At 51.3% G+C, this 22,782-nt stretch carries 20 protein-coding genes; 16 read left to right on the top strand and 4 right to left on the bottom strand.

Going from position 1 to position 22,782, the window contains the following annotated elements; genetic code table 11:
• Positions 1-96: 96 nt before the first annotated feature.
• The 3 genes from hutG to mutT all read left to right on the top strand — a co-directional run bounded on the left by hutG (position 97) and on the right by mutT (position 2,926).
• The gene (gene hutG / locus NST37_RS17090; RefSeq protein ID WP_003386463.1) at positions 97-1,083 is read left to right on the top strand and encodes a formimidoylglutamase; all 987 of its coding nucleotides are present in this window, start codon (positions 97-99) and stop codon (positions 1,081-1,083) included.
• Complete coding sequence (gltS, locus tag NST37_RS17085) at positions 1,067-2,254, top strand: sodium/glutamate symporter (RefSeq protein ID WP_003386462.1); 1,188 nt, start codon at positions 1,067-1,069, stop codon at positions 2,252-2,254. The genes hutG and gltS overlap by 17 nt, the downstream gene beginning before the upstream one ends.
• Positions 2,255-2,539: 285 nt before the next feature.
• Positions 2,540-2,926, top strand: a complete 387-nt coding sequence (mutT, locus tag NST37_RS17080) for an 8-oxo-dGTP diphosphatase MutT (RefSeq protein WP_339185587.1) — start codon at positions 2,540-2,542, stop codon at positions 2,924-2,926.
• 86 nt (positions 2,927-3,012) lie between these two features.
• On the opposite strand, the gene NST37_RS17075 is transcribed toward mutT, so the two are convergent.
• Entirely contained in the window at positions 3,013-3,267 is a 255-nt protein-coding gene (locus NST37_RS17075; RefSeq protein WP_003386460.1) for a YciI family protein, read from the bottom strand.
• Between the two features lie 392 nt (positions 3,268-3,659).
• Here NST37_RS17075 and NST37_RS17070 point away from each other — a divergent pair, with 392 nt between their 5' ends.
• The 4 genes from NST37_RS17070 to NST37_RS17055 all read left to right on the top strand — a co-directional run bounded on the left by NST37_RS17070 (position 3,660) and on the right by NST37_RS17055 (position 7,881).
• The gene (locus NST37_RS17070; RefSeq protein WP_003386459.1) at positions 3,660-4,313 is read left to right on the top strand and encodes a hypothetical protein; all 654 of its coding nucleotides are present in this window, start codon (positions 3,660-3,662) and stop codon (positions 4,311-4,313) included.
• Positions 4,314-4,344: 31 nt separating this feature from the next.
• Entirely contained in the window at positions 4,345-4,950 is a 606-nt protein-coding gene (locus NST37_RS17065) for a DUF4241 domain-containing protein (protein ID WP_122959091.1), read from the top strand.
• A gap of 149 nt (positions 4,951-5,099) precedes the next feature.
• Positions 5,100-5,621 carry a DinB family protein gene (locus NST37_RS17060; RefSeq protein WP_031932748.1) on the top strand — a complete coding sequence of 174 codons (522 nt, stop codon included), beginning with the start codon at positions 5,100-5,102 and terminating at the stop codon, positions 5,619-5,621.
• A gap of 685 nt (positions 5,622-6,306) precedes the next feature.
• Positions 6,307-7,881 (top strand): FAD-dependent oxidoreductase, encoded by a 1,575-nt coding sequence (locus tag NST37_RS17055; RefSeq protein ID WP_024985652.1) that lies wholly within the window; start codon positions 6,307-6,309, stop codon positions 7,879-7,881.
• 296 nt (positions 7,882-8,177) lie between these two features.
• Here NST37_RS17055 and NST37_RS17050 read toward each other — a convergent pair whose 3' ends face one another.
• The 3 genes from NST37_RS17050 to NST37_RS17040 all read right to left on the bottom strand — a co-directional run bounded on the left by NST37_RS17050 (position 8,178) and on the right by NST37_RS17040 (position 10,545).
• Positions 8,178-8,351, bottom strand: a complete 174-nt coding sequence (locus NST37_RS17050) for a hypothetical protein (protein ID WP_155808082.1) — start codon at positions 8,349-8,351, stop codon at positions 8,178-8,180.
• Positions 8,352-8,602: 251 nt separating this feature from the next.
• Positions 8,603-9,982: a DUF4179 domain-containing protein gene (locus tag NST37_RS17045; protein ID WP_339185586.1), complete on the bottom strand. Its 1,380-nt coding sequence runs from the start codon at positions 9,980-9,982 to the stop codon at positions 8,603-8,605.
• Positions 9,979-10,545 (bottom strand): sigma-70 family RNA polymerase sigma factor, encoded by a 567-nt coding sequence (locus NST37_RS17040; protein ID WP_238986221.1) that lies wholly within the window; start codon positions 10,543-10,545, stop codon positions 9,979-9,981. The genes NST37_RS17045 and NST37_RS17040 overlap by 4 nt, the downstream gene beginning before the upstream one ends.
• Positions 10,546-10,795: 250 nt before the next feature.
• On the opposite strand from NST37_RS17040, the gene spoIIP reads away from it, so the two are divergent.
• The 9 genes from spoIIP (at position 10,796) to NST37_RS16995 (ending at position 22,780) form a co-directional block, all read left to right on the top strand.
• Positions 10,796-12,688 (top strand): stage II sporulation protein P, encoded by a 1,893-nt coding sequence (spoIIP, locus tag NST37_RS17035; protein WP_327955520.1) that lies wholly within the window; start codon positions 10,796-10,798, stop codon positions 12,686-12,688.
• Between the two features lie 432 nt (positions 12,689-13,120).
• A complete protein-coding gene (locus NST37_RS17030; RefSeq protein WP_003386449.1) occupies positions 13,121-13,456 on the top strand; it encodes a potassium channel family protein in 336 nt (111 codons plus the stop codon).
• Positions 13,457-13,652: 196 nt separating this feature from the next.
• Positions 13,653-15,536, top strand: a complete 1,884-nt coding sequence (locus NST37_RS17025; protein WP_024985648.1) for a sigma-54-dependent Fis family transcriptional regulator — start codon at positions 13,653-13,655, stop codon at positions 15,534-15,536.
• A 224-nt stretch (positions 15,537-15,760) separates the two neighbouring features.
• Positions 15,761-17,092, top strand: a complete 1,332-nt coding sequence (locus NST37_RS17020) for a four-carbon acid sugar kinase family protein (protein ID WP_003386447.1) — start codon at positions 15,761-15,763, stop codon at positions 17,090-17,092.
• A 4-nt stretch (positions 17,093-17,096) separates the two neighbouring features.
• On the top strand, positions 17,097-18,137 hold the full coding sequence (locus NST37_RS17015) for a TRAP transporter substrate-binding protein (protein ID WP_339185585.1): 1,041 nt from the start codon (positions 17,097-17,099) through the stop codon (positions 18,135-18,137).
• Between the two features lie 67 nt (positions 18,138-18,204).
• On the top strand, positions 18,205-18,720 hold the full coding sequence (locus tag NST37_RS17010; RefSeq protein ID WP_339185584.1) for a TRAP transporter small permease: 516 nt from the start codon (positions 18,205-18,207) through the stop codon (positions 18,718-18,720).
• Between the two features lie 2 nt (positions 18,721-18,722).
• Positions 18,723-19,997: a TRAP transporter large permease gene (locus NST37_RS17005; RefSeq protein WP_003386444.1), complete on the top strand. Its 1,275-nt coding sequence runs from the start codon at positions 18,723-18,725 to the stop codon at positions 19,995-19,997.
• 37 nt (positions 19,998-20,034) lie between these two features.
• Positions 20,035-21,303 carry a lactate racemase domain-containing protein gene (locus NST37_RS17000; RefSeq protein WP_003386443.1) on the top strand — a complete coding sequence of 423 codons (1,269 nt, stop codon included), beginning with the start codon at positions 20,035-20,037 and terminating at the stop codon, positions 21,301-21,303.
• Positions 21,304-21,334: 31 nt separating this feature from the next.
• On the top strand, positions 21,335-22,780 hold the full coding sequence (locus NST37_RS16995; RefSeq protein ID WP_339185583.1) for an aldehyde dehydrogenase family protein: 1,446 nt from the start codon (positions 21,335-21,337) through the stop codon (positions 22,778-22,780).
• Positions 22,781-22,782: the final 2 nt, after the last annotated feature.

Below are 22,782 nucleotides of genomic sequence, written 5' to 3'. Positions count from 1 at the left end.
TTTGAAACTATAAAATTATTTAAATTATATATTAGAAATAATAAGTATGTCATTATATAATCAAAAAAACACATATACTTAAAAGGTTCAGAAAGGATGAAAAGATTGCCTACGAAAGTTTCAGCTGATGTATGGACCGGCCGGACTGATCATACGGAAAGAAGAAGCAGTTTTCGCTACCACCAGGTTGTGGAATTGGTGGATCTGGATCAATGGCAGCCTTCCGCGGACAACACATGTGCGATGATTGGGTTTGAATGTGAGGAAGGAGTTCGGCGCAATCAAGGACGAGTAGGCGCAGCCAAAGCTCCGAACGCAATTCGGCAAGCGCTTGCAAGCCTTCCCTGGAAGCTGCAGGAAGGCAACCGCATCGTCGATGTCGGTAATATTCGCTGTGAAAATGAAAAGCTCGAAGAAGCCCAGGAGGAATTGGGCCAGGCAGTCTCCGATATTTTGTCCAAGTCGGCGGTGCCGATTATTTTAGGCGGCGGACATGAAACGCTGTATGGCCATTATTTGGGCGTCCGCAAACACACCGGAAAAGAAGCTTCGCTCGGAATCATTAATATCGATGCTCATTTCGATTTGCGCTCCTATGAAAGCCAGCCTTCCTCCGGGACGATGTTCCGACAAATCCTGGAGCATGACAAAAACAGCCGATATTTTGTCCTCGGGATCCAGCGTTTCGGCAATACGCAGGAGCTGTTTGACAAGGCGGACGAACTCGGTGTCCGGTACGTGTATGAAGAAGACATGACCGCTGAACAGATGGACGACATTATCTCCGAGCTAAAAGAATTCATCGAAAAACACGATCATGTCATGCTCACGCTTTGTACCGATGTGTTAAATGCGGCGTTTGCGCCGGGAGTGAGCGCTCCGTCGCCTTTCGGATTGACGCCAATGGTTGTCCGCAGCTTGATCCGCACCGTTGCCACTCATAAGAAAACGCTTTCTTTTGACATTTGCGAAGTGAATCCGGTTTTGGATGAAAACGGCAGAACGGTAAAATTAGGTGCTTATCTGACAAACGAAGCCATCATGGGATTCTTAGGGGGACACAACGATGACGTTGGCACTTAATCAAGTCAACACGATTTTTCTCGCAGTAGCTCTGCTCGTATTGGGAACCTTCCTCGTAAAAAAGGCCGGATTCCTGCAAAAGTTCTGTATTCCCGCACCCGTCGTCGGAGGGCTGTTGTTTGCGATCATCGCAACGGCCTTGAAGGCGACAGGCGTTTTGGAAATTACCTTGGATACTTCCCTGCAAAGCCTGTTCATGCTCACGTTCTTCACGACAGTAGGACTGGGAGCGAGCTTCAAGCTCATCAGACTGGGCGGCAAGCTGCTCGTCATTTACTGGATTGCATGCGGATTCCTCGCTTTGATGCAAAACGTGATTGGCGTCTCCCTGGCTTCGCTGTTCGGCATTCATCCGCTGATCGGGATGATGGCAGGCGCGGTTTCCATGGAAGGCGGACACGGAGCGGCAGGTGCCTTTGGACAAACCCTCGAAGACATGGGGATCCAATCCGCACTGGCCATCGGGATTGCGGCAGCTACCTTTGGACTTGTAGCCGGAGGATTGGTAGGCGGACCGACTGTCAAGTACCTGGTCTCCAAATACAATCTGAAACCGACCGAAACAGAAGAAGGAACGGCGAAGGTAGAAGAAAAAGTCGAACCGATTACGACAAACGTCTTCTTCATTCAGGTACTGCTCATCACGTTCTGTATGGCATTGGGAACGTATTTGGGCGAGCTGTTCTCAACGGCAACCGGTTTTGTTCTTCCCGGTTATGTAGGAGCGATGTTTGTGGCGGTTATCGTGCGCAACATCGTTGACAAATTCAAACCGGCAGCTATCGACATGAAAAGCATCAATCTGATTGGCGACGTGACGCTTGGCATCTTCCTGTCTATGGCACTTATGAGTATCAAATTGTGGGAAGTGGCCAGCCTTGCGCTGCCAATGCTGGTGATCGTGCTGGTGCAAGTTGTCTTTATCGTCCTGTTCGGTGCCTTCGTTTTGTTCCGGCTGCTTGGCAAAGACTATGACGCCGCGGTAATGGTCGCAGGGTTCACAGGACATGGACTTGGAGCTACACCGAATGCGATGGCGAATATGGCCGCGGTGACCGAGCGCTTTGGGCCTTCGCGAAAAGCTTATCTGGTCGTCCCGATTGTGGGTGCCTTTCTGATCGATGTGTTCGGCATGCCGATCATTATTACGACGATCAATTTGTTCAAGTAAATTGCACGGTAAAGTCCTTCCACGCTGGAATTGTCCGGCTGGAAGGATTTTTTTGCTTGCAGCAATGCTTTGGAGAGCGGGGAGAGCCTTCTTTTGGGCCCTCCAACGTTGTATGTCCTTTTATAACCTGGATGGGGCAAGGATTTCGTTTTGAGAAAACAAGCTTGAAAGGAAAATGGAATTCGGCAAGAATGAAATACAGATAATACCATAGGAAGGGAATTTCGAGCTGCTCGCGGTTGTGCCAGCAGCAAACAAAGGCAAATGTTATAGGACGTGACGCAGATGATTGAAGTAGCCGCGGCAATTATAGGAAATGAACAAGGACAGATATTGATTGCAAAGCGCAAAAAGGGAAAGTCTCAGGAAGGAATGTGGGAATTTCCCGGCGGCAAAATCGAGGAGGGCGAAAGCGTTGAGGCTTGCCTGAAAAGGGAATTGCTGGAGGAAATGAAGATCGAAATCGATCCGTACGAGCCCTTTGCCGTGAATGACTATCGATACGGCTCCACACATATTCGTTTGATAGCATACAAGGCGCTATACGTTGGCGGTGAAATCGTTCTGACAGATCATGATGAGTTTCGCTGGGTGCATCCCAGTGAACTTCATGAGTATCCGTTTGCGCCGGCAGATCTGAAGTTTGTGCAAATGCTGCAGGAGACCGTATAATCGCTTGAAGGCCAAAATCCCTGGCTTGTTTTTTTTACTAAAGAAAAAACGCCTCCAAAACAGGCGTTTAATTAAGGAAAGCTATGCTACTTGGTCAGCCACTCTTTTACGGACAAGGTAGAAGAACCCGATTTGATCAAGGGATCGGCGTTCCCGATGGCAATGGCTTCTTCCAGCGATTCCGCCTTGATGAGGTATGCTCCGCCTGAAACATCGCTAAAAGGTCCGTATAGTTCCAGGCGGTTGTTTTGCTTTAATTGTTCCAAATGTTCGTAATGTCCCGGAATGTCGGCTGAATTGAAGCTTTCGGTTCGATTCGTTATGAGCAAATATCGGTTCATGGTTTCTCCTTGTGAAACAGTTTTTAGCGTTATTGTAACACAAGTTTCTCAGGTTTTTGCTGGAGAGCTTGAGAGAATGGTTATATATTCCAATCGCCAAGCATGATGCACCTTGTAAAAAAACCGGTTCGTTAACATGTCATTGAGGTTCAGGAATCTATTGAATGTGGTAGAGTCTATCAGTCTGTTTTATTGGCTTTTCCCACTCGGATGGTATCGAGGATGGCATACTGCTGCCGTGAATCTCGGGATTACGAGATATAACCGGCACCGGTGCGGTCTATGGACAGCTTGCAGGAGCATACGATGGAATGTCAGGAGCCGCCAAGGGTGCTCCAAAAAATGGTTAAATAAGGAAATCATATCGATACTTAAGTATGGTGGTTTGAACATTGAAAATACAATACGTTCAAAAAGAAGTGTTCCTCGGCAATCAAAAGTACTTTTGTCTCACAGTTGATACGGTCAATCTGTATTCATGCGAGTTCGACAAGAATATGTACATGATTTTCGGGGATCAGCGGGCATTGCAGGAGCTTGCTTGCATTTTTCTTCTCGCCAGTCAGAATAGAGACAAAATCATTTATTTGCGCCATACGGATAAGTTTCTGCCCGAAGATTTGCATTCGTTTTCTACAAGCGACAGAAATGATGAATTGGTTTTGCTGCACCATTCTTTGCAGGCGAACACCGGACTCTGGAAGGACCTGAGGGAGCGGTTTCGCACCCAAAAAGGGAACAAGAAAAGCTATACCTGCAACCCGAGAAGGTTTGCCGATCTCGGTCATGACGATTATCAAAAGTTTGCCTTCGCAGAAAACAAAGACAAGATATTGGTCAAAAGCAAATATGAAACGCTGTTTTTGATTGGCAGCAAAAGCGTATTTGAAGTGGCTTCCGGCTTGTTTGAGCCGCTTTCCAGAGCTGGTGCAGGAGAATATCGAAGAAATGGCGGACACGCTCATGTGCATCTCGACATTTTTACAGGAAAGCACCAGGGGTTATGCGTCGATTACTACGACAAGGCATTATGGAACAAAAAATAATGGATTCAGGGAAAGGTAGGAAACCGCACAAATGTCAAATCTGTTGAACGAATTAGCCAATGCCGAAAGCAAAACGCTGCGCCCAGAGATTCTCGAACAGCTTAAAGTGATTTCCGGCAAGATTGTCGCCTGTGACCCTCTTATTTCCCGGCATACCCCATTTGAGAGGACTATTCAGCCAGGTGCGTACCCGGTCATTGCCTGGTGGCACGTGGAAGAAAACTGCATCGCAGGAGCTGAACTGAAGCTTTCCGAGTCCCGGCCGGTTCGTTGGGAAATGGCTACAGTGCCTGGGCAGAATGTAGAAGAACTGGAAGAGGGGTATATATTCGGCTACCCGGTTGATACGGGCCTCGGATGTTTTGCTGATTTAAAAGCGATCGAGAAAATGGACGAGCTGGAGGAAAAGCTGCAAAGCGAACGCGGCGAGGATTTTATCAGCTTATACGACGACTTGATCGATGACTTGATGACCGAGCATGACGATGAATGGTGCAATGCGGTTACAGACGAGGATGCGGGACTCAATGTAATTATTTTTCGCTCAGGATACGGAGACGGCTTTTACGCTACTTATTGGGGGATTGACGAAAGCGGAAAAATTGTTTCGCTCGTAACCGATTTCCAGGTCATCTAACAAGCGATTGAAATAGAGAACAAGCTCGCTTGGCTCAAACAAAATGGCTACCAAACATTGTTCCTCCATTAGTAACAGCGACAAACGACATGAGCAGTCGCGTGATGAAAGGAGAGTCTTCGACAGAAAGCAAAGAAAGGAGCAAGTCTATGAATTTTCAACTGAAGGAAGCCATTGAAATTCTTGAGCGAACGCCACAGGCTTTGGAGCATTTCTTGTCCGGTGTATCCAATGGATGGCTGCAATGCAATGAAGGCGAAGGAACCTGGAATGTCTCCGAAGTGATTGAGCATCTGATAGAAGGAGAAAAACACAATTGGATACCGAGACTGGAATTTATGCTTCAGGAAGGAGAGGGGAAACCGTTTCCCCCGTTTGACCGTTATTCGCACTTGAATGAAAAGCTTGAACGATCGATTGAACAAAAGCTGCTGGAATTTACAATGATCCGAATGCAAAATATCGCCAAACTAAAGGAGCTTGTTGAACCGGAAGCGCATCTTGAGGTGACTGGCTCTCACCCTGCATTCGGTACAGTGAAGGTCCGAGAACTGCTGTCTACGTGGGTTGTTCACGATTTGACACATATAGCGCAAATCGTACGGGTAATGGCTGAAAGGTACAGAACGGACGTGGGGCCTTGGAAAGAGTATTTGGGCATATTGAAATAGCGAATTGCCTGTAAACGTGTAAGGACTGGAAAAAGGTCGTTCCATCAGAGAAAATTAACTTTCGATAGCAGACATCCTTTTGAAGCTGGTCTAAGCTAGGCTTGCCCGTTGTAAAGTCTTCTTTTCCGTTGATGGAACGCCGTGTGCGATGAAAGTCGCCCGCACGGTGTAGGCTCGAACGAAGCTCCTCGCAAGAAGAAGGAGATAAGTCGAGAATAGCGAAGAACCAGCGCCCATTTCAAATTTGCATGTCTTTGGCGTAACAAAACGCGCAGACGGTTCCGTAGTTGTCTTTTTAACCTTTGCGGAGCCTGCCGGTGCTGCCTCGGTTGCCTTTCAGTACTCTACAGACCAGGATACATGGGTAGATGCAGAGCCAGACAGACCTGTTACGTCCACAACAAGCTACCTGAACATCCGGCTGCCCGATCGTGCTTCCGGTTTGTATTATTTCCGAATCATCGTCGAAGAGGGCAAGCGTGCTGGAGTATCCAATGTGGCGAGTGGAAATATTTAGCAAAATCAGGGAGCAGCCATCAACGGCCCTCGGGGTAGCCCGGGGGTTTTTTCGTATTTCTCGAAGAAGATAAAAAAGGAAATTTTATATTTATTGAAACATTTTTTGCCAATTAATCGTAACTATAAGTAGAGATACCCAAAAACTGGAGAAAGCGAGGGAGAGAGAATGAGAGAGCTTCATGCCGATGTTGTGATTATTGGCGGGGGAACAGGCGGATGTGCAGCAGCTCTGGCCGCAGCCAAATCAGGAAAATCAGTCATTATGACGGAGGAAACGGAATGGATTGGCGGCCAATTTACCAGTCAAGCAGTGCCGCCGGATGAGCATCCCTGGATTGAACAGTTTGGCTGTACGCGCAGCTATCGCACATTCCGCAACAGTGTCCGCGATTATTACCGCAATCACTATCCGATGACGGCCGAGGCGAGAGCAATTCCCAATCTGAATCCCGGCAATGGCTCCGTCAGCCGTCTCTGCCACGAGCCGCGGGTCGCTCTGGCTGTTTTTTATCAGATGCTCGCTCCGTATATAAACAGCGGGAGATTGACTGTTCTGACCAACCACAAGCTTCATTCCGTCTGTGTGGACGGCGATGAGGTGCTGTCCATCGTTGTAGAAGATACAAGGCATCATGAGCAGATCGAACTCGCGGCTCCCTATTTCCTGGACGCTACCGAATGCGGCGACGTGCTTCCTCTGGCAGGCGTGGAATATGTGCTCGGAGCAGAATCGGTGGAGGAGACAGGCGAGCCAAACGCCGTCGTCGGTCCGCCGCAGCCAAACGATATTCAGGCATTTACGTACTGCTTCGCCATGGATTATCTGGAGGGTGAAGACCATACGATTGAAAGGCCGGAAACCTACGGCTTCTGGAGAAGCTACAAACCGGATTTCTGGCCGGACAAGCTGCTTAGCTGGACAGGCTCCAATCCGCGAGACACCACGCAAGCTGTACGATATGAGCTGTTTCCGGGAACCGAGTATTTTCCGTTATTCACGTATCGCCGGGTAGCAGACCCCAAAATTTTCCGGGACGGCTTGTACAAAAGCGGGGTTTCCCTCGTCAACTGGCCGCAAAATGACTACTGGCTGGGCTCTATCATTGATGTACCGGAAGAAGAGCGGCAGCGCCACCTTTACATGGCTAAGCAACTGAGCATGTCGCTTCTGTACTGGATGCAGACGGAGGCTCCTCGACCGGATGGAGGACAAGGATACCCCGGGCTGCGTCTCCGCAAGGATGTCGTCGGAACAGAGGACGGGCTTGCCATGTACCCGTATATTCGCGAATCCCGGCGGATCAAGGCTGAATTCACTGTACTTGAGCAGCATGTCAGCGCGGCATGCCGTCAAACGGGGAAGGCGGAACCATTCCATGATTCCGTCGGTGTGGGGAGCTATCGCATCGATTTGCATCCGAGTACCGCAAACCGCAATTACGTCGATGTCTCCACCTATCCATTCCAAATTCCGCTGGGCAGCCTCATCCCGGTGCGCGTGAACAACCTTTTGCCTGCAGCGAAGAACCTCGGCGTCACCCACATCACCAATGGCTGCTTCCGGCTTCATCCGGTGGAGTGGAACGTCGGCGAGGCTGCCGGATATTTGGCGGCATACTGCCTCGAATACGGCCTGACCCCTCGGGCTGTCCGCAATACGCCTGCGGAGCTGCAAAAGTTCCAGGCATTCTTGTATTCGGAAGGTGTGGAGTACTTCTGGCCGACGATGTACGCGGTGTAGACGAGGATCAGCGAGTGGTTCAGCGGTAAACGAACTGGCAACGCAAATAATCCCGATCAAGTCTTCCGAGTCCGGTATTGCGCCGGACTCGTTTTTTCATTAATAGGGAACCGGAAGGATAAAAGATAGAAGTATGAGAAACAGCCAGATGGCCTCTAGTGCCTCGGATTTTGAAACGGCTTGAAACGGTGGGACTCATTGGTCTTTTTCTGCAATGGGGGATAGAGGGAAGTGTAGTCGGATTAGAGTAGGTGCTTCAGTATTTTAATAGGAGAGGGGTAGCCGTACAAATAGCCTTACCTGTCCTTGCCATCCGTGAACATTCTTACGAGCTGCACAGATGCAATTAACGATAAAATCCAGGCAATGGCCGCCAGTCCGCTGTCCAACGAATGGCCTGTTGTAGCACTTGCCAGCGAATAGATCGCAACGGCCCCAAAAAGAACCATCAGCATTTTTAAAATTTGCATGAATCCTCCTATTTTTGCGGGAATCAGGTACGAATCATCCTGTTTGGATTAGATAGGGAAGCGACCCCGTTTAGCAGACCGCGATGTATTTACTTGCGTTAACTCACTGTTTTTTTATTATTTTACAAAAAAGGAAATAAGGATACAAACTGGACCTAAGAAAAAAGCTGACACTTTCGAGAGTGTCAGCTTCCGTCTGGCGGTGACATGGGCAGTCTGGCCGTCCCCAAAGCCTAGCGAACTCGTATAGCTTATTTGCCGTCAATGATGGGAACAAGCCCATCCATCTTGATTTCCTGAAAGTCGATTCTCTCCGTGTCGACCTGGTAAGCATCCTTTTTCGGAACAGAATATGTGCGAATGAAGGAGCCGTTTTGAAAAATTTCATTGTCGTAATTCAAGCCGTCTACTTTCAATACGGTTTCTTCCGACAATGCCTCTCCTGGCAGCAGCACATGCAGCTTTTGATCTTTGTAGTAAGCCTGGAGGATTCGGCCGGTCTTGTTTCCAAACGGCGCTTCCAGCGGGAATTGCCCGCTTCGCTCCAGCGTAAAATGGCCTGTTTTCATTGTTGAAACGGTTGCACCATCAAACTTCAGAGACAGCTTTTGCGGAACATCGCCATAGTACAGGGAAGGAATCATATCCAGATAGAAGGAGTCAGCCATATGTCTATACCCCTGAATGGGGTTGCCGTCAGTTGCCGGCTTGTACTCCCTTCCCTGGTCATCCACCAGACGGGGATTGATCAAGCTTTGGAGTTCAAAGCCTTCCTTCGTTTTTGCCTGCAGATGTACCCGCGTAAGGGTCGGCGTCATTTCTATTTCTTTCATGGCGAGTTCGCGAAGCAGGTCCTGTTTCCCGAGCTGGGGCTGGTTGTTCGTAGCTGTCGGCTGAATGCTTTTCTTTGCCGAGACGACTTCCTCCGGCAAGGGCAGGGGGACTTCCACGAGCACCTCTTCGCCATTGTGGGATTGTTTCACGAGCTGGATGGGCAGAGCCGGGTTTGGCTGTTTCAAAAGCGCATCCATGTCGTCGTCATCCATCATGTATCTCGACTTGAAAATAAGATAGTGGGTACCGTCGATTTGCTTCCATTCGTAGGACGTGCCACCTGTTTTCCCGATTTTTCCAATAGCGGTAGTCAGTTTTGCAAAAACGAAATCCGCTTTTTTCTCTTCATCATTTTCGCTTGCGACGTCGTCGATGATTTTCCCCGAGATCAGCATCGTGAAGATGACCCTGCGGTGGTCGATCATCGCTTCCTTGACCTCAACGGTATAACCGTTTTGCTCTTTTTTTACCGAATGCAAAATGGGGTAGCCGTTTCTAAGGGCATTGGCAAAACCTTCGTCAGGGGCCAGCCATTCGAATTTCGCCGTTGACTGGATCGCGTTGTTTTTTACGAATAGGCCTCCAAGGCCAAGTGGATTCCACACGGCTATTACCAGCGCACAGGAAACGGCGGCTCCGGTCATCCAAGCAGCTGTTTTCCACCGGAACTGCCGGTTTCGCTTTTCCACTTTATCCATCACTTTGGCTTCCAGCTCGGACAGGCGGAACGGATATTTTTGACGAAGCTCCTGCTTGGCTGATTCGGCAAATTCTCTCCATACACGATCTTCCTTCATCTTCCGGCCTCCTCGGACATGATCTTTCTCAACTGCTTTCGCGCCCGGCTCAATCTGGTCCGGACAACCTCCTGCGACACGCCCAGGATGTGGGCAAGCTCCTTGATCGTCAAATCCTCGTAGTAGTGCAAGATGACGACCTGCCGATACTTGGGGGCAAGAGACATGACCACTTGAAAAATGTCTTCCCGATGCAGCCTGTCTTCCACTTCCTCCTCGACGCTGTCTTTGGCGTCCTGATCCAGCATGCTGCCCAGACGCTCATCCACCACCGTCCAAATATGGCGGAATGACCAGGAGCGAAAGTGCTTTTTCGCTTCATTCATGGCAATCTTGAACAGCCAGTGCTTGATGTCGCCTTCGCCGCGAAAGGAATCCAGTGCGCGATACGCTTTGATAAATACTTCCTGTGTGATGTCCTCCGCAACCGCGTGGTTTTTGACCGTCAGGCAGAGCAGATGGTACACCTTTTCCCCGTATTGCTGCATCAGCCATCTGAGGGTCGCTTCCCGGCTTCTCGTGAGCGTGATCGGCAGGGCTTCCAAGTCGTTCAATTGTTTCACCTCATTTATTGTTCCTACCAAGATTGATCCGGCTGAAGCAGAAAGTGTGACAAGAAACTTCATTTTTATCAGGGAACGAAGCCGGGATCGTTTGTACCCATTTTTTTATTGATTTCCGTTCAACATTTCCGTTTCATTTTACAGACAAAAAATGTCGCACGGTGAAGGAAAATGTAGATGAATCTAGAAAATCTAATCATTAGGATAGATTTTCCAATGCCGAATACTCGAACAGAGGGGAACGAGATTGTTGCATGCACGATTAAAAGTCGCTTTGATCGCCAGTTGTTTTTTGTTTTTGCTGCTGCCGCCATCTTGGGTGCGGGCGGCTACCCATATCGAGGTAGCTGTTGATCAGCTGAATATTCGCAGTTCTCCGGGTACAACCTCCCAAATCGTCGGAACCATCACCAAAGCTACACGGCTGCCGATCATCAAGCAGCAGAAAGACTGGACACAGGTGAAGCTCACGGATGGGAAGACAGGCTGGGTCATCAATAAATACGTCAAAATGATTGAAATTCAGCAACCGAAATATGTTAAGAGCAATGTAGACATGCTGAATGTTCGGGCCGAACCGAATGCGACGGCACAAATTTTGCAAATCATCGACAAAACCGGCGTCTATTTGCAAACCAAAAAGCAGGGAGATTGGGCACAGATCAAGCTGTCTGACAAAGTGAGCGGCTGGGTCAATGCACGTTTTCTAACGGAAACGTCTGCTCCTGCCCCCAAACCGGCACCTGCTCCTGCGCAGCCGCCTGCGACCACGCAACCACCGGCTTTATCGCAGAATCCTGCGACCACGCAACCGCCAGTTTTTTCGCAGAATCCAGCAGCACCGCCAGTGCCAACGCCAATCCAGGCGACGACGCAGCCGCCATTGACGACACAGACTCCTGGTCCGTGGGAAGCACCTGTACCGTCAACAACACCTGCTGTCCCGGCTGCTCCGCCATCCTCATTTACGCCAAGCAACGGACAAGCCTCCGGCACGATTATGCTGTCGGAAGGCTATGTAATATTTAGCGCGCCGGATTTTCTAAGTCCCGTGATCGGCCAGCTAAATGCCGGCACGGCCATCAACCATTACGGATATGCGGATGGCTGGTACAAGATCAGCTTCAACGGCGTCTATGCCTATATTTTCAATCCTGTTGCAGGAGGGCAGCCTGGACAGGGACAGCCGGTCAGCACTCCAGGGGCCGGGGTAAGCACTCCGAATCCGGCGGGACAAGCTCAGGCATCGATTCGCGTAAAAAATCCCGACACGAATTTACGGTCTGGCCCCGGAACCGAGTACGCCGTCATTGGAACCGTTCAGCCCGGTGAAGTATACCCAATCGTGCAGACAGCAGGAGACTGGTATGTGATCCGTCGCGGCGACAATACGACCGCCTATATCGCAGGTTGGGTCGTTGATCGCATTCAGCCGGGAGGCCAGCCGGCGAATGGAACGAACGGCCTTGGCGTCGGATACAACCACGGCATGGTCGGAAATGAGACCGTCTACATCTACCACACACATAACCGCGAGTCGTGGCGAAATGTGGCCAGAAATACACAGGGCAGCTCAGTGGATGACCCCGAGATCAATATTACACTGGTCGGAAAAAGGCTCGGTGAGCTGCTGCAAACAAGAGGCATCCCCACGATGGTGAACCGGGACGACTTTGCGCAAAAGCTCGCGGAGCAAAAGAAAAGCTATTCGCTTTCCTATTCGGAATCGTACAAAGCTGTAAGCGCAGCTGCTGCGACAAGTCCGTACCTGAAATACATTTTCGATATTCACCGCGACAGCGACGAGCCTCGCAGCAAGGTTGCCATTACGTTGAATGGCAAGACGTATTCGCGCATCTTGTTTGTGATCGGGACGGCCAATCCGAACTATTTGGAAAACAAGAAGCTGGCGGAACATCTGCATGCCCGTCTGGAAGCCTCGTATCCCGGCTTGTCGCGGGGAGTTATTCTGAAAGGTTCAAACCAGGGGAATGGCGAGTACAATCAGTCCATTTCCGGGGGAAGCCTGCTTTTGGAATTTGGCGGAACGAACAACACATTGGAGGAGTGTTACAATACGGCAGAAGCGTTTGCCGATGTGTTTTTCAATTACATGCTGGAATCCCAAATCGCTTACCACTAAAAGCACGATTCTTTTCGCAGCATCTGCGGAGAGAATCGTGCTTCTTTTTGCAAGCTGTGAAAATCGTTTGGTCATAAAGGTCAGGGTGTTTACAATCTGCCTGCAGCCAAGCGGCTCTGAGGGTTGCTTGTCGGTCCAGGTGGGTACGGCTATCAGGAGGGTTAAACAACGGCAAAGGCTTCAGTCCAACTGACCGTACTCCTTTACGCGACGCAAAGTGTCTTTCGGGACGAAGAACTCGGCCTTTCCGATGATTATTGTGGAAGCCCTCGGGCCAGAATGGGAAGCCCAGACACCGACAGAGGGAACTCCCAACGGGGAAGGCGCTGCTAGGCCACGAAAGCCTTGGATATTTTTGCAGACAGGGGGGAACAATTTTAGGCAAAACGAGCTGGTGTAAAATGGAATTCAGCCGGAAATGGAGCACCTGCCATGATTTCATTTTTTTTGACTCTGACACGCATGCTGAAAGGCTTGCTGCATGCTTTCAAAGAAAAAGATTTTCAGGTTATTTTTACGCTGGTCGTCCTTTTGCTGCTGTCTGGCACTATTTTTTATCATAATGCGGAAGGGCTTTCCATTCTCGATGCTTTGTATTTTTGTGTGACAACCCTGACGACAGTGGGGCATGCCGGCTTTATTCCGCAAACGAACGAGGGAAAAATATTTACCATGATCTACATTTTTGCGGGAGCGGGACTCACCTTCAGTGTTGTCGGCCGGATCGCCATCGGAATCTACCTCTCCCAGCGAGACAGGAGCAAATAATCTGGAGCAGACGGACCTCATGGCTTTTACGATGAGGTTTTTTCTGTTTCATCTACAGGGGTTGAACGGAAAATCAATGCTCGTCCAAGAGAATTTCCCACCCCCTATTGAAAAGGGAAAAGTAATTCTTGTACACTGTATGTATCAAATTGCAACATGGAGCATGGTGATATGTTGCGCAAAAGAGGGGTTTTTCTTGACTCGTATCCTGGTAATTGCCCCGTATCCGGGGATGCGCGATGTTTTTCTCGAAGTAAAAGAGGACATGCCAAGCGGCGCTCAACTGGATGTGGAAGTAGGCGACCTGTACAAAGGCTTGGCCTTGGCGAAGAGCCTTGAAGAGAACGGATATGACGTGATCATCAGCAGGGGGGCGACCGCTCGCCTGCTCCGAAAGCACTGCAATCTGCCGGTGGTGGAAGTGAAAATATCCGGCTACGATATTCTGCGGACCTTGACGCTGGTCAAGGGCTACACTGGCAAAGTCGGCTTGATGAGCTACCTGAACACGATCCAGGGCGCCGATGCGATCGGAACGCTGCTGGATATGAACCTGACCTTTTTTCCCATTGATCAGGAGGAAGAAATCGAAAACGGCTTGAAGCTGGCTCTGGCCCAAGGCGTCCAGGTGATTATCGGCGACGTGATTTCCACCTCGATGGCAACGAGGATGGGCTTGCAGGCGATCTTGATTACCTCGGGAAAGGAATCGGTGACAGAGTCGATTTCCGAAGCAGTGCATATGGCGTATTACACCCGGCGCGAAAAAGCGGCGCGGCAGCGGATGGAGGCCGTGATTCAGCGCTTTCCGGAAGGCATCGTTGCCGCTGACAGGGAGGGACGCGTCTTCGTCTTTAACCAGCAGGCAGAGGAATTGTTCGGGATCAGATCTGAGCATGCGCTGGACAAACAGATCGAAGAGCTTCATCCGCTGTTGAATTTGGACAGCGTGTTGAAAACAGGAGAGCGGTCTGCAGAGGAAGTAGTCTCGTTAAACGGTGAAAAAGCGCTGCTCACCAAACAAGCGCTGCTGCTAGATGAGCAAGAGGACGGCGGGTTTGCGGTCATTTCATCCGCACGCCGGATACAGAAAGCGGAGTCGCAGATTCGCCAGTCCATCACGGGCTTTGAGCACCGGGCCAGCATGCATTTCAACCAGCTTGTGGCAGGTTCGGACAAAATGAAAGAGACGCTGAAAATAGCGATACAAGCAAGCCAAACCGAATTGCCCGTGGTGATTTACGGGGAACCGGGGACAGGCAAGCAAAGTCTCGCCCAGGCGATCCACAATGCGGGACGTCGAAAGGACTTTCCGTTTGTCTTCTTCAACTGCGAGGCCTATACGGAGGAGCAGCTACCTCTGGAGCTGTTCGGGAGCGAAGGAGCGCTGATCAAGCGCGGGGCGTTTGAAATGGCCCATGGCGGCACCCTGTTCATCGACGCTATCGGCAAGCTGCCGCTATCTGTGCAGGCGATGCTGTTCAATGTCCTGCAGGAAAACAAGGTGAGCCGAATCAACGGTACAACACCGATACCCGTCGATGTTCGGGTTATTTGCGCCAACGGCCGAAACTTGAAGAATTGTATCGAGGATGGCAGCTTCCGCGAAGATGTATTTCACCTGATCAACGGGTTTTCCCTCGTGATTCCGCCGTTGCGCGAGCGAAAAGAAGACATCGACGACCTGGTTCGCTGGTTCATCGCTTCTTTCAATGCCCGATCCGGGAAACAGATCGTCGGGGTGCGCCCGGAATTGCTTCATTTGTTAAAGAGGGCCGACTGGTACGGCAATATTCAGGAATTGAAATCAGCCGTTGAGAAAATGTGCCATGCTGCAACAGGTCCTTTCATCGAGCGGATGGAAGCGGAGCATATCGTAACCGAGCTAGGCAAAACGGCAGACGCCCAATCGCTGGGAAGCGGGATTGACATCAGCGGAAAAACACTGGAGGAAATCGAGCGGGAAGTGATCTGGCGCGTGCTGCAGGAAGAGGGGCAGAACCAGTCGGAAGCAGCAAAACGACTGGGGATCAATCGGTCGACACTGTGGAGAAAATTAAAGCAAGCGACAAGCGAATAGACGGAAATCTTCAAAAAGCAACGAGCAGATAGCTTGTTGCTTTTTGTTATGGGAATCATCAGTTTTCTTAAAATGTTGCAAAATGAATCGAAGAATCGAAAAATTAGTATTGAATTTTGCAACTAATTCGTGTATTTTAATTATGCAACACATGAAGTTGTGCGAGGTGCTGAAGAGGTGATCGGCTCGAACGGGTGCCATGCAGCAAAGAGGTGATTGTTTGATTGGCTAGGATAGTCGTTATCGCGGACGATTTGACCGGAGCAAACGATACGGGTGTGCAGTTTGCAAAGAAAGGCTTTCGGACTGTATCGCTGTTTGATCCGTCAAAGCGTCAAAGCGGACAAGCAGCTGACGTCTGGATTATCAACGCGGAGACCAGGTCGCTTGATCCGGCGGAGGCATATGCAAAAAACAAGGAAATGGCGGCACATTTGCATCTCCATACCATTCCCTGCGTCTACAAGAAGATCGATTCAACCCTGCGCGGGAATGTGGGGATTGAAATCAACGCACTCATGGATGACGGGCCGTTCGATCTGGCGGCGATTATTCCGGCGTATCCGGCCAACAACCGGACGACGATCGGCGGTTATCACTTGGTCAACCAGGTTTTGCTCGAAGACACCGAGTTCGCCCGCGACCCAAAATCGCCTGTGAATGAATCGCATCTGCCGACTCTTTTGGGCAAACAAACGAGCCGGGCGGTGGGACATATCGATGTAAGAACGGTTCGCGGCGATCGCGACAGGCTGGTTGCTGCAATCAACAGTCAACATGCAGCGGGCTTGCGGCTGATCGTTTTTGACGCCTTTGACCAGTCGGATATGCAAAAGGCGACAGAAGCACTGGTTGCTTCCGGTAAGCGCGTGCTGTGGGTGGGCTCTGCGGGGCTTGCCGATGCATTATCCAATGAGCTTGCCCCCCGAGGAAATTTGAAACCGCTTCAATTTACAGACAAAGGGGAAAGCGTTGCGATTGATGCTCCTGTTTTCGTGATTGCCGGAAGTGTAAGCGCTATTACGGCGGAGCAGATTGAGGTACTGAGGGGCTTGCCGAAGTTCCGCATCGTGACGGCCGATCCGCTGGCTCTATTAAACGAAGAGACTGCTTATCAGGAAAGGATGCGGGTAGAAGCAGAGATCGTATCAAGCATTGACGATCAGCTTGTGCCCGTACTGAGTACAGATTCTTCCGAAAGCATGCGAAGGGCAGTTGCAGAGTGGATGGAACGCACGGGAGAAAGCGGTTTTGCAGTCGGCAACGCGATCGCGGATTTCCTGGGAGAAGTGGGGAAAAGCGTGTTTGCCAGGCGCATGCTGAGCGGATTTGTTCTCACCGGCGGCGATATTGCCTACCGTACCTGCCTGCACCTGGGTGTAGAAGCACTGCAAATCGTAAGTGAAGTGGAAGAAGGTATTCCGCTTTCCGTCATCATCGGCGGTTTGGCGGACAAGCTGCCTGTCGTGACCAAGGCAGGAGCATTTGGCAATCGTTTTTCCTTGGTGCATGCCGTGGAAAAAATATACAAAACGACTTTGATAGAGGGGGAATAGAAGAATGAAAAAAATGTTTAGCACGCTGGTCGTCTCGACTATGGTTCTTTTGACCGCATGTGGCGGCGGAGGCAGCGAGGCAAAACCTGCTGACAGCGGAAATGCCGGCGGACAGCAAGCAGCCGCTTCGGGTGAAGCAGTCACTTTGAAGGTAGGTCACACGCTGGCCGACACATCCCACTACCAGGTGGGTCTGGAGAAGTTCAAAGAACTGGTAGAGAGCAAAACCAATGGCTCCGTCAAGATTGAAACCTTCCCGAACGGTGCGCTTGGCGGAGAGCGCGACATGATCGAGGGTCTGAATGTCGGCTCCATTGACATGGTCCTTTCTTCGACTGGTCCGATGAGCGGTTTTGTACAGGAAGTAACGGTTGTGGACCTGCCGTTCCTGTTCCGCGACGCTGATCATGCACACAAAGTGCTGGATGGTGAAGTGGGAACCGATTTGCTGGCGAAGGTTGAAAGCAGCATGGGTGTGAAAGCGCTTGCTTGGTGGGAAAACGGGTTTCGCCACGTCACCAACAACGCCCATCCGGTCACGAAGCCAGAGGATTTGAAGGGCTTCAAGATCCGTACGATGGAAAACGACATCCACATGGATTCCTTCAAGGCGATGGGCGCACAGCCGACGCCGATGGCTTTCACCGAGCTGTTTACGGCTCTGCAGCAAGGAACGATTGATGCGGAAGAGAACCCGATTCCGGTTATCATGACCTCCCGTTTCTACGAAGTGCAAAAGCACCTGTCCCTGACTCGCCACTTCTACTCTCCTTCGATCCTGATGATGTCGCAGGCCAAATTCGATGCGCTTTCGCCAGAACAGCAAACGGCGATTGAAGAAGCGGCGCTGGAAGCAGGGAAATTCGAGCGTGAAACCGTGGCCGAGATGGAGAAGCAGTACTTGAGCGAGCTGAAGTCCAAAGGCATGGAAATCGTGGAAAATCCGGACCTGCAGCCGTTTGTTGACGCGGTGAAACCCGTTTACGAAAAATACGAACCGCAATTCGGCAAAGAGCTGATCGAGAAAATTCGCAATACTCAGTAAGGTCTGGAGATTGATGGAGGCGGATAGGGGGACCTATCCGCCGATTCATAAGGTGGGGTGAAGTCTTTTGCAGGCGATAGTAAAAGCGATTGACGGTGTAAACAAGGTGTTGCGTTACGCAATTGCATTGCTTCTGGCCGTGATGACGGCATTGATCGTATACCAGGTGGTTGCGCGCTTGCTGAGCGGTTATATCAATATCGATATCCCCCGTTGGACGGAGGAGCTCGCTCGCTACGCAATGATTTGGCTTGTATTGATTGGAACATCTCTGGCTGTTCGCTACAGTGCATTGATTGGAGTGGAGGCAATCGCAGAACGCCTTCCCGCCCACTTGCAAAAGGTGCTTCGTATCATTGTATTGCTCGTTTCCATGGTCTTTTTCGTCGTCTTAATCGTGTATGGTTTTCAAATGCTTACCCATGTTGGAAAACAGCTTTCCCCAGGTTTGAAAATCCCCATGACCATTCCGTATGCATCGCTGCCGATTGGCGGAGTGTTCATGTTGCTAAATTCGATAGCGGTTCTGATCGAAGTGGTCACCGGAAAAATGAACCGCGAATTTTTCAAAGGAGCTGAATAACGATGGCAGCTGTCATGATGATTTCGCTGTTGGTGCTGCTCCTTTTGAGCGTGCCGGTCGCTCTGTCTATCGGCCTTGCTTCCACGGTCGCTTTTATGAACGACGGATCGATGCCGCTCATCGTTTTGATCCAGCGGATGTTTGCCGCACTCGATTCGTTTCCGCTGATGGCGATTCCCTTCTTCATCCTCGCCGGTTCGCTGATGGAGTCGGGGGGTATTTCCCGCAGGCTCGTCAACTTTGCCAATTCGCTGGCAGGGGGAATGACGGGAGGCCTCGCAGTTGTAACGGTCGTGACGGCCATGTTTTTCTCCGCGATCTCCGGTTCCAGCGCGGCGACTACTGCTGCGATCGGCTCGATCCTGATTCCGGCGATGGTGAAGAAGGGATACGACATCCGCTTTGCCGGAGCGACACAGGCTGTATCCGGAGAGCTGGGGGTCATTATTCCCCCGTCCATTCCGATGATCTTGTTCGGTATTTCCGCTGGAGTGTCCATCGGCGATCTGTTTATCGCGGGATTCCTTCCTGGGATCATGATCGGCGGCTCGCTCATTCTCGTATGCTGGTACATTTCCAAGCGGCGCGGCTACAAAGGCGAGACGGGCATTACCTGGTCGCATCGCTGGCAAGCGTTCAAAGAAGCGCTGCTTGCCCTGTTGATGCCGGTCATTATCCTGGGCGGAATTTACGGGGGGTTCTTTACACCGACAGAAGCGGCAGTGATCGCCGTCCTGTATGCATTGATCGTCGGCGTGTTTGTGTACCGTGAAGTCAAATGGAAGCAATTGGTGGAGATTTTCTCCAAGTCGGCAATTACGACGTCGATCATCATGATTATCATTTCCGCGGCAGGAATGTTCGGTTGGATTTTGACGCGCGAACAGGTGCCGCAAAAAATTGCCGCCGCGTTTACCGCTTTTTCCGACAATCCGATTATCTTCCTGGCCTTGATCAATTTGCTGCTGATCTTTGTCGGCATGTTCTTTGAAACGTCTGCTTCAATCATCATTCTGGCGCCGCTGTTGACGCCAATCGCCGTTCAGCTTGGCATTGATCCGGTTCACTTCGGCATGATCATGATCGTCAATCTGGCGATGGGGATGGTAACGCCGCCGGTAGGAGTGAACTTGTTTGTCGCCTGCCAGATCGCCGGGATCAAGCTGGAGGAGCTGACGAAAGCGCTCATTCCGTTCTTTATCATGCTGATCGTCGACATTCTGATCATCACCTATGTACCGGCGATCTCCACTTGGTTGCCGAGCTTGTTGAAATAACGACGTAAGTTCAAAGCGGGAGGCGCATATTTGTACCATGAACTTTCCAAAAATGATCAAAATCAGACAACGATTCACGGGACCAGTCGTTGCGGACATTGACGGAACCGTCAGCAAGCAGCTCGACAGCGCAGGGCTGAAGCAGAATGTCAAGCCGGGGATGCAGGTAGCCATTACAGCGGGCAGCCGGGGCATTGCCAACATCCATTTGATCATCCGGGCTGTCGTCCGCGAGCTCAGGCAGATGGGAGCTGAACCGTTCATCGTGCCGACGATGGGCAGCCATGGAGGCGCGACGGCAAAAGGACAGGTGGAAGTGCTGGAGAGCCTGGGGATAACGGAGGCCTTTTGCGGAGCGCCGATCCGTTCTTCGATGGAAGTGGAGCAGATCGGCCAGACAGAAGAGGGCATGCCGGTTTACGTGGACAAGAACGCTCTGGCAGCGGACGGGATCATCCTGATGGGGCGGGTCAAGGTGCATACCGATTTCAAATCGCCGATCGGCATTGAAAGCGGATTGATGAAAATGGCCGCCATCGGGCTTGGAAAACACAAGCAAGCCTTGCTGATCCACAGTCACGGGGTGACAGGCATCCGCGACATCATGCCCAAAGTGGCGCGGGTCATGCTGGCCCGTACAAAGATTCTTTGCGGCATCGCCATCGTGGAAAATGCGTTTGAACAGACGGCGCTGATCGAAGCGATCCCGACGGCACAGATTGAAGCCAGGGAGCGGGAGCTTTTGGCAGAGTCAGCGGCCTTGATGCCAAAGCTGCCCGCAGAAGAGATCGACATTTTGATCGTGGATGAAGTGGGCAAGAACTACAGCGGCACGGGAATGGACACGAATATCATCGGCAGGCTGCGGATTCAGGGGACGCCTGAACCCCAGTCGCCGCGCATCAAGTACATCATCGCCAGCGATCTTTCCGAGGCGTCGCACGGCAATGGGCTTGGCATCGGCCTGGCTGATCTGACCACGCAGCGTTTCTTTGACAAGCTTGACTTCAAAGCGATGAATGAGAATGTCATCACCAGCACATTCCTTGCCCGGGCGAGCATTCCGATCGTGCTCGAAAGCGACCGGGCAGCGTTAGCTGCAGCGCTGCGCGCCAACTGGGGCGTAGAGCCGGAAAAAGCTCGCATCATGCGGATTCCGAGTACACTTCATCTGGAGTACCTCTACGTATCGGAGGCGCTGCTGCCGGAAGTGGCCGAATTGCCGCATGTGGAAGTGGTGGGAGAATTGGCGGAGCTGGAGTTTGACGATCAGGGCTACCTGCCAAAAATGCAGCACCATCCGTAAGATCAAGCAAAAAAAGAGAGGAGTGTACGCCATGCAAGCACAGACTGGAAAAGGCACCACCGTGTACGGAAACTATATTGACGGGAAATGGCAAGTAAATGATGATATGTTCGCCGTGATGAACAAATATACGGGAGAAGAGCTTGCTCGTGTCAGCAAAGCGTCAAAGGAAGACGTGGAGAAAGCGGTAACGAGTGCTCTTCATACCTTTCATACGAAAAAGCTGAGTCCGGTGGAGCGCTATGAAATTCTCATGCGCGCGGCGGACATCATCAAAGAGCGCAGGGAGGAGCTGGCCCTGATTCTGGTCGCGGAAGTAGGCAAGGTCCTCAAAGACGCGCGGGGAGAGATCGATCGCGGCATTCAGACGGTGATCGCTTCTGCGGAGGAGGCGAAGCGAATCGCTGGGCAAGGCGTTCCGCTCGGCCAGCCGGGAAATGAAAACAAGATGGCCTTTACCGTTCGGGTACCGGTGGGGGTGATCGGAGCCATCACTCCGTTCAACTTCCCGTTCAACCTGACGGTGCACAAGGTCGGCCCTGCTCTTGCGGCGGGCAATACGATTGTGCTGAAGCCGGCGGAAATGACGCCGATCATCGCCATGAAGCTGGCCGAAATTCTGGAAGAAGCAGGGCTCCCGGCGGGCTTTCTCAACGTGGTGAACGGATTTGGTCCGGAAACGGGTCAATATTTGCTGGAGGACGAGCGCATCGCGATGTTTACCTTTACAGGCAGTCCTGGTGTGGGACGCCACATCAAGAGTACGACGGGCATCCGCCGGGTCACGCTGGAGCTGGGTAACAACTCGCCCAACATCGTCCACCGGGATGCGCCAGACCTTGGCAAGGCAGCCGAATTGTGCGTCACACGCGGCTTTTCGAACGCCGGGCAAGCATGCATATCCGTTCAGCGCGTTTACGTGCACCGCGACGTGTACGACAGCTTCGTGGAGCAGGCGGTCAAGGTCGCTCACTCGCTCAAGGTGGGGGATCCGACCGATCCGGCGACAGATGTCGGTCCGATGATTTCGGAAAAAGAGGCGAAAAGGGCAGAAGCGTGGATCAGCGAAGCCATCGCACAAGGGGCAAAAGCGGCATGCGGAGGAAAGCGGGAAGGAGCGGTTCTTTACCCGACCGTACTGGTGGATGTAACGCCTGAGATGAAAGTGGTCTGCCAGGAGCTATTTGCTCCGGTAATCAGCATCATTCCGTTCGACGACATCGAGGATGCGTTCCGCCAGGCAAACGACAGCAGACTTGGACTGCAGGTCGGTCTGTTTACAGCCAACCTGCAGCTGGCGATGCGCGCTGTCCATGAACTGGAGTTCGGCGGAGTCATCATCAACGACGTATCGACATACCGTGCTGACGTGATGCCATACGGCGGAGTGAAAGACAGTGGCATCGGCAAGGAGGGCCCGCGCTGGGCAGTGGAGGAAATGACGGAAGAGCGGGTTGTCGTGATCAATCTGTCTTAATC

The sequence above is a fragment of the Brevibacillus sp. FSL K6-6036 genome, assembly GCF_037964015.1.
Taxonomy (GTDB): domain Bacteria; phylum Bacillota; class Bacilli; order Brevibacillales; family Brevibacillaceae; genus Brevibacillus; species Brevibacillus borstelensis.
This window is presented reverse-complemented; position numbering and strand designations above follow the sequence as displayed.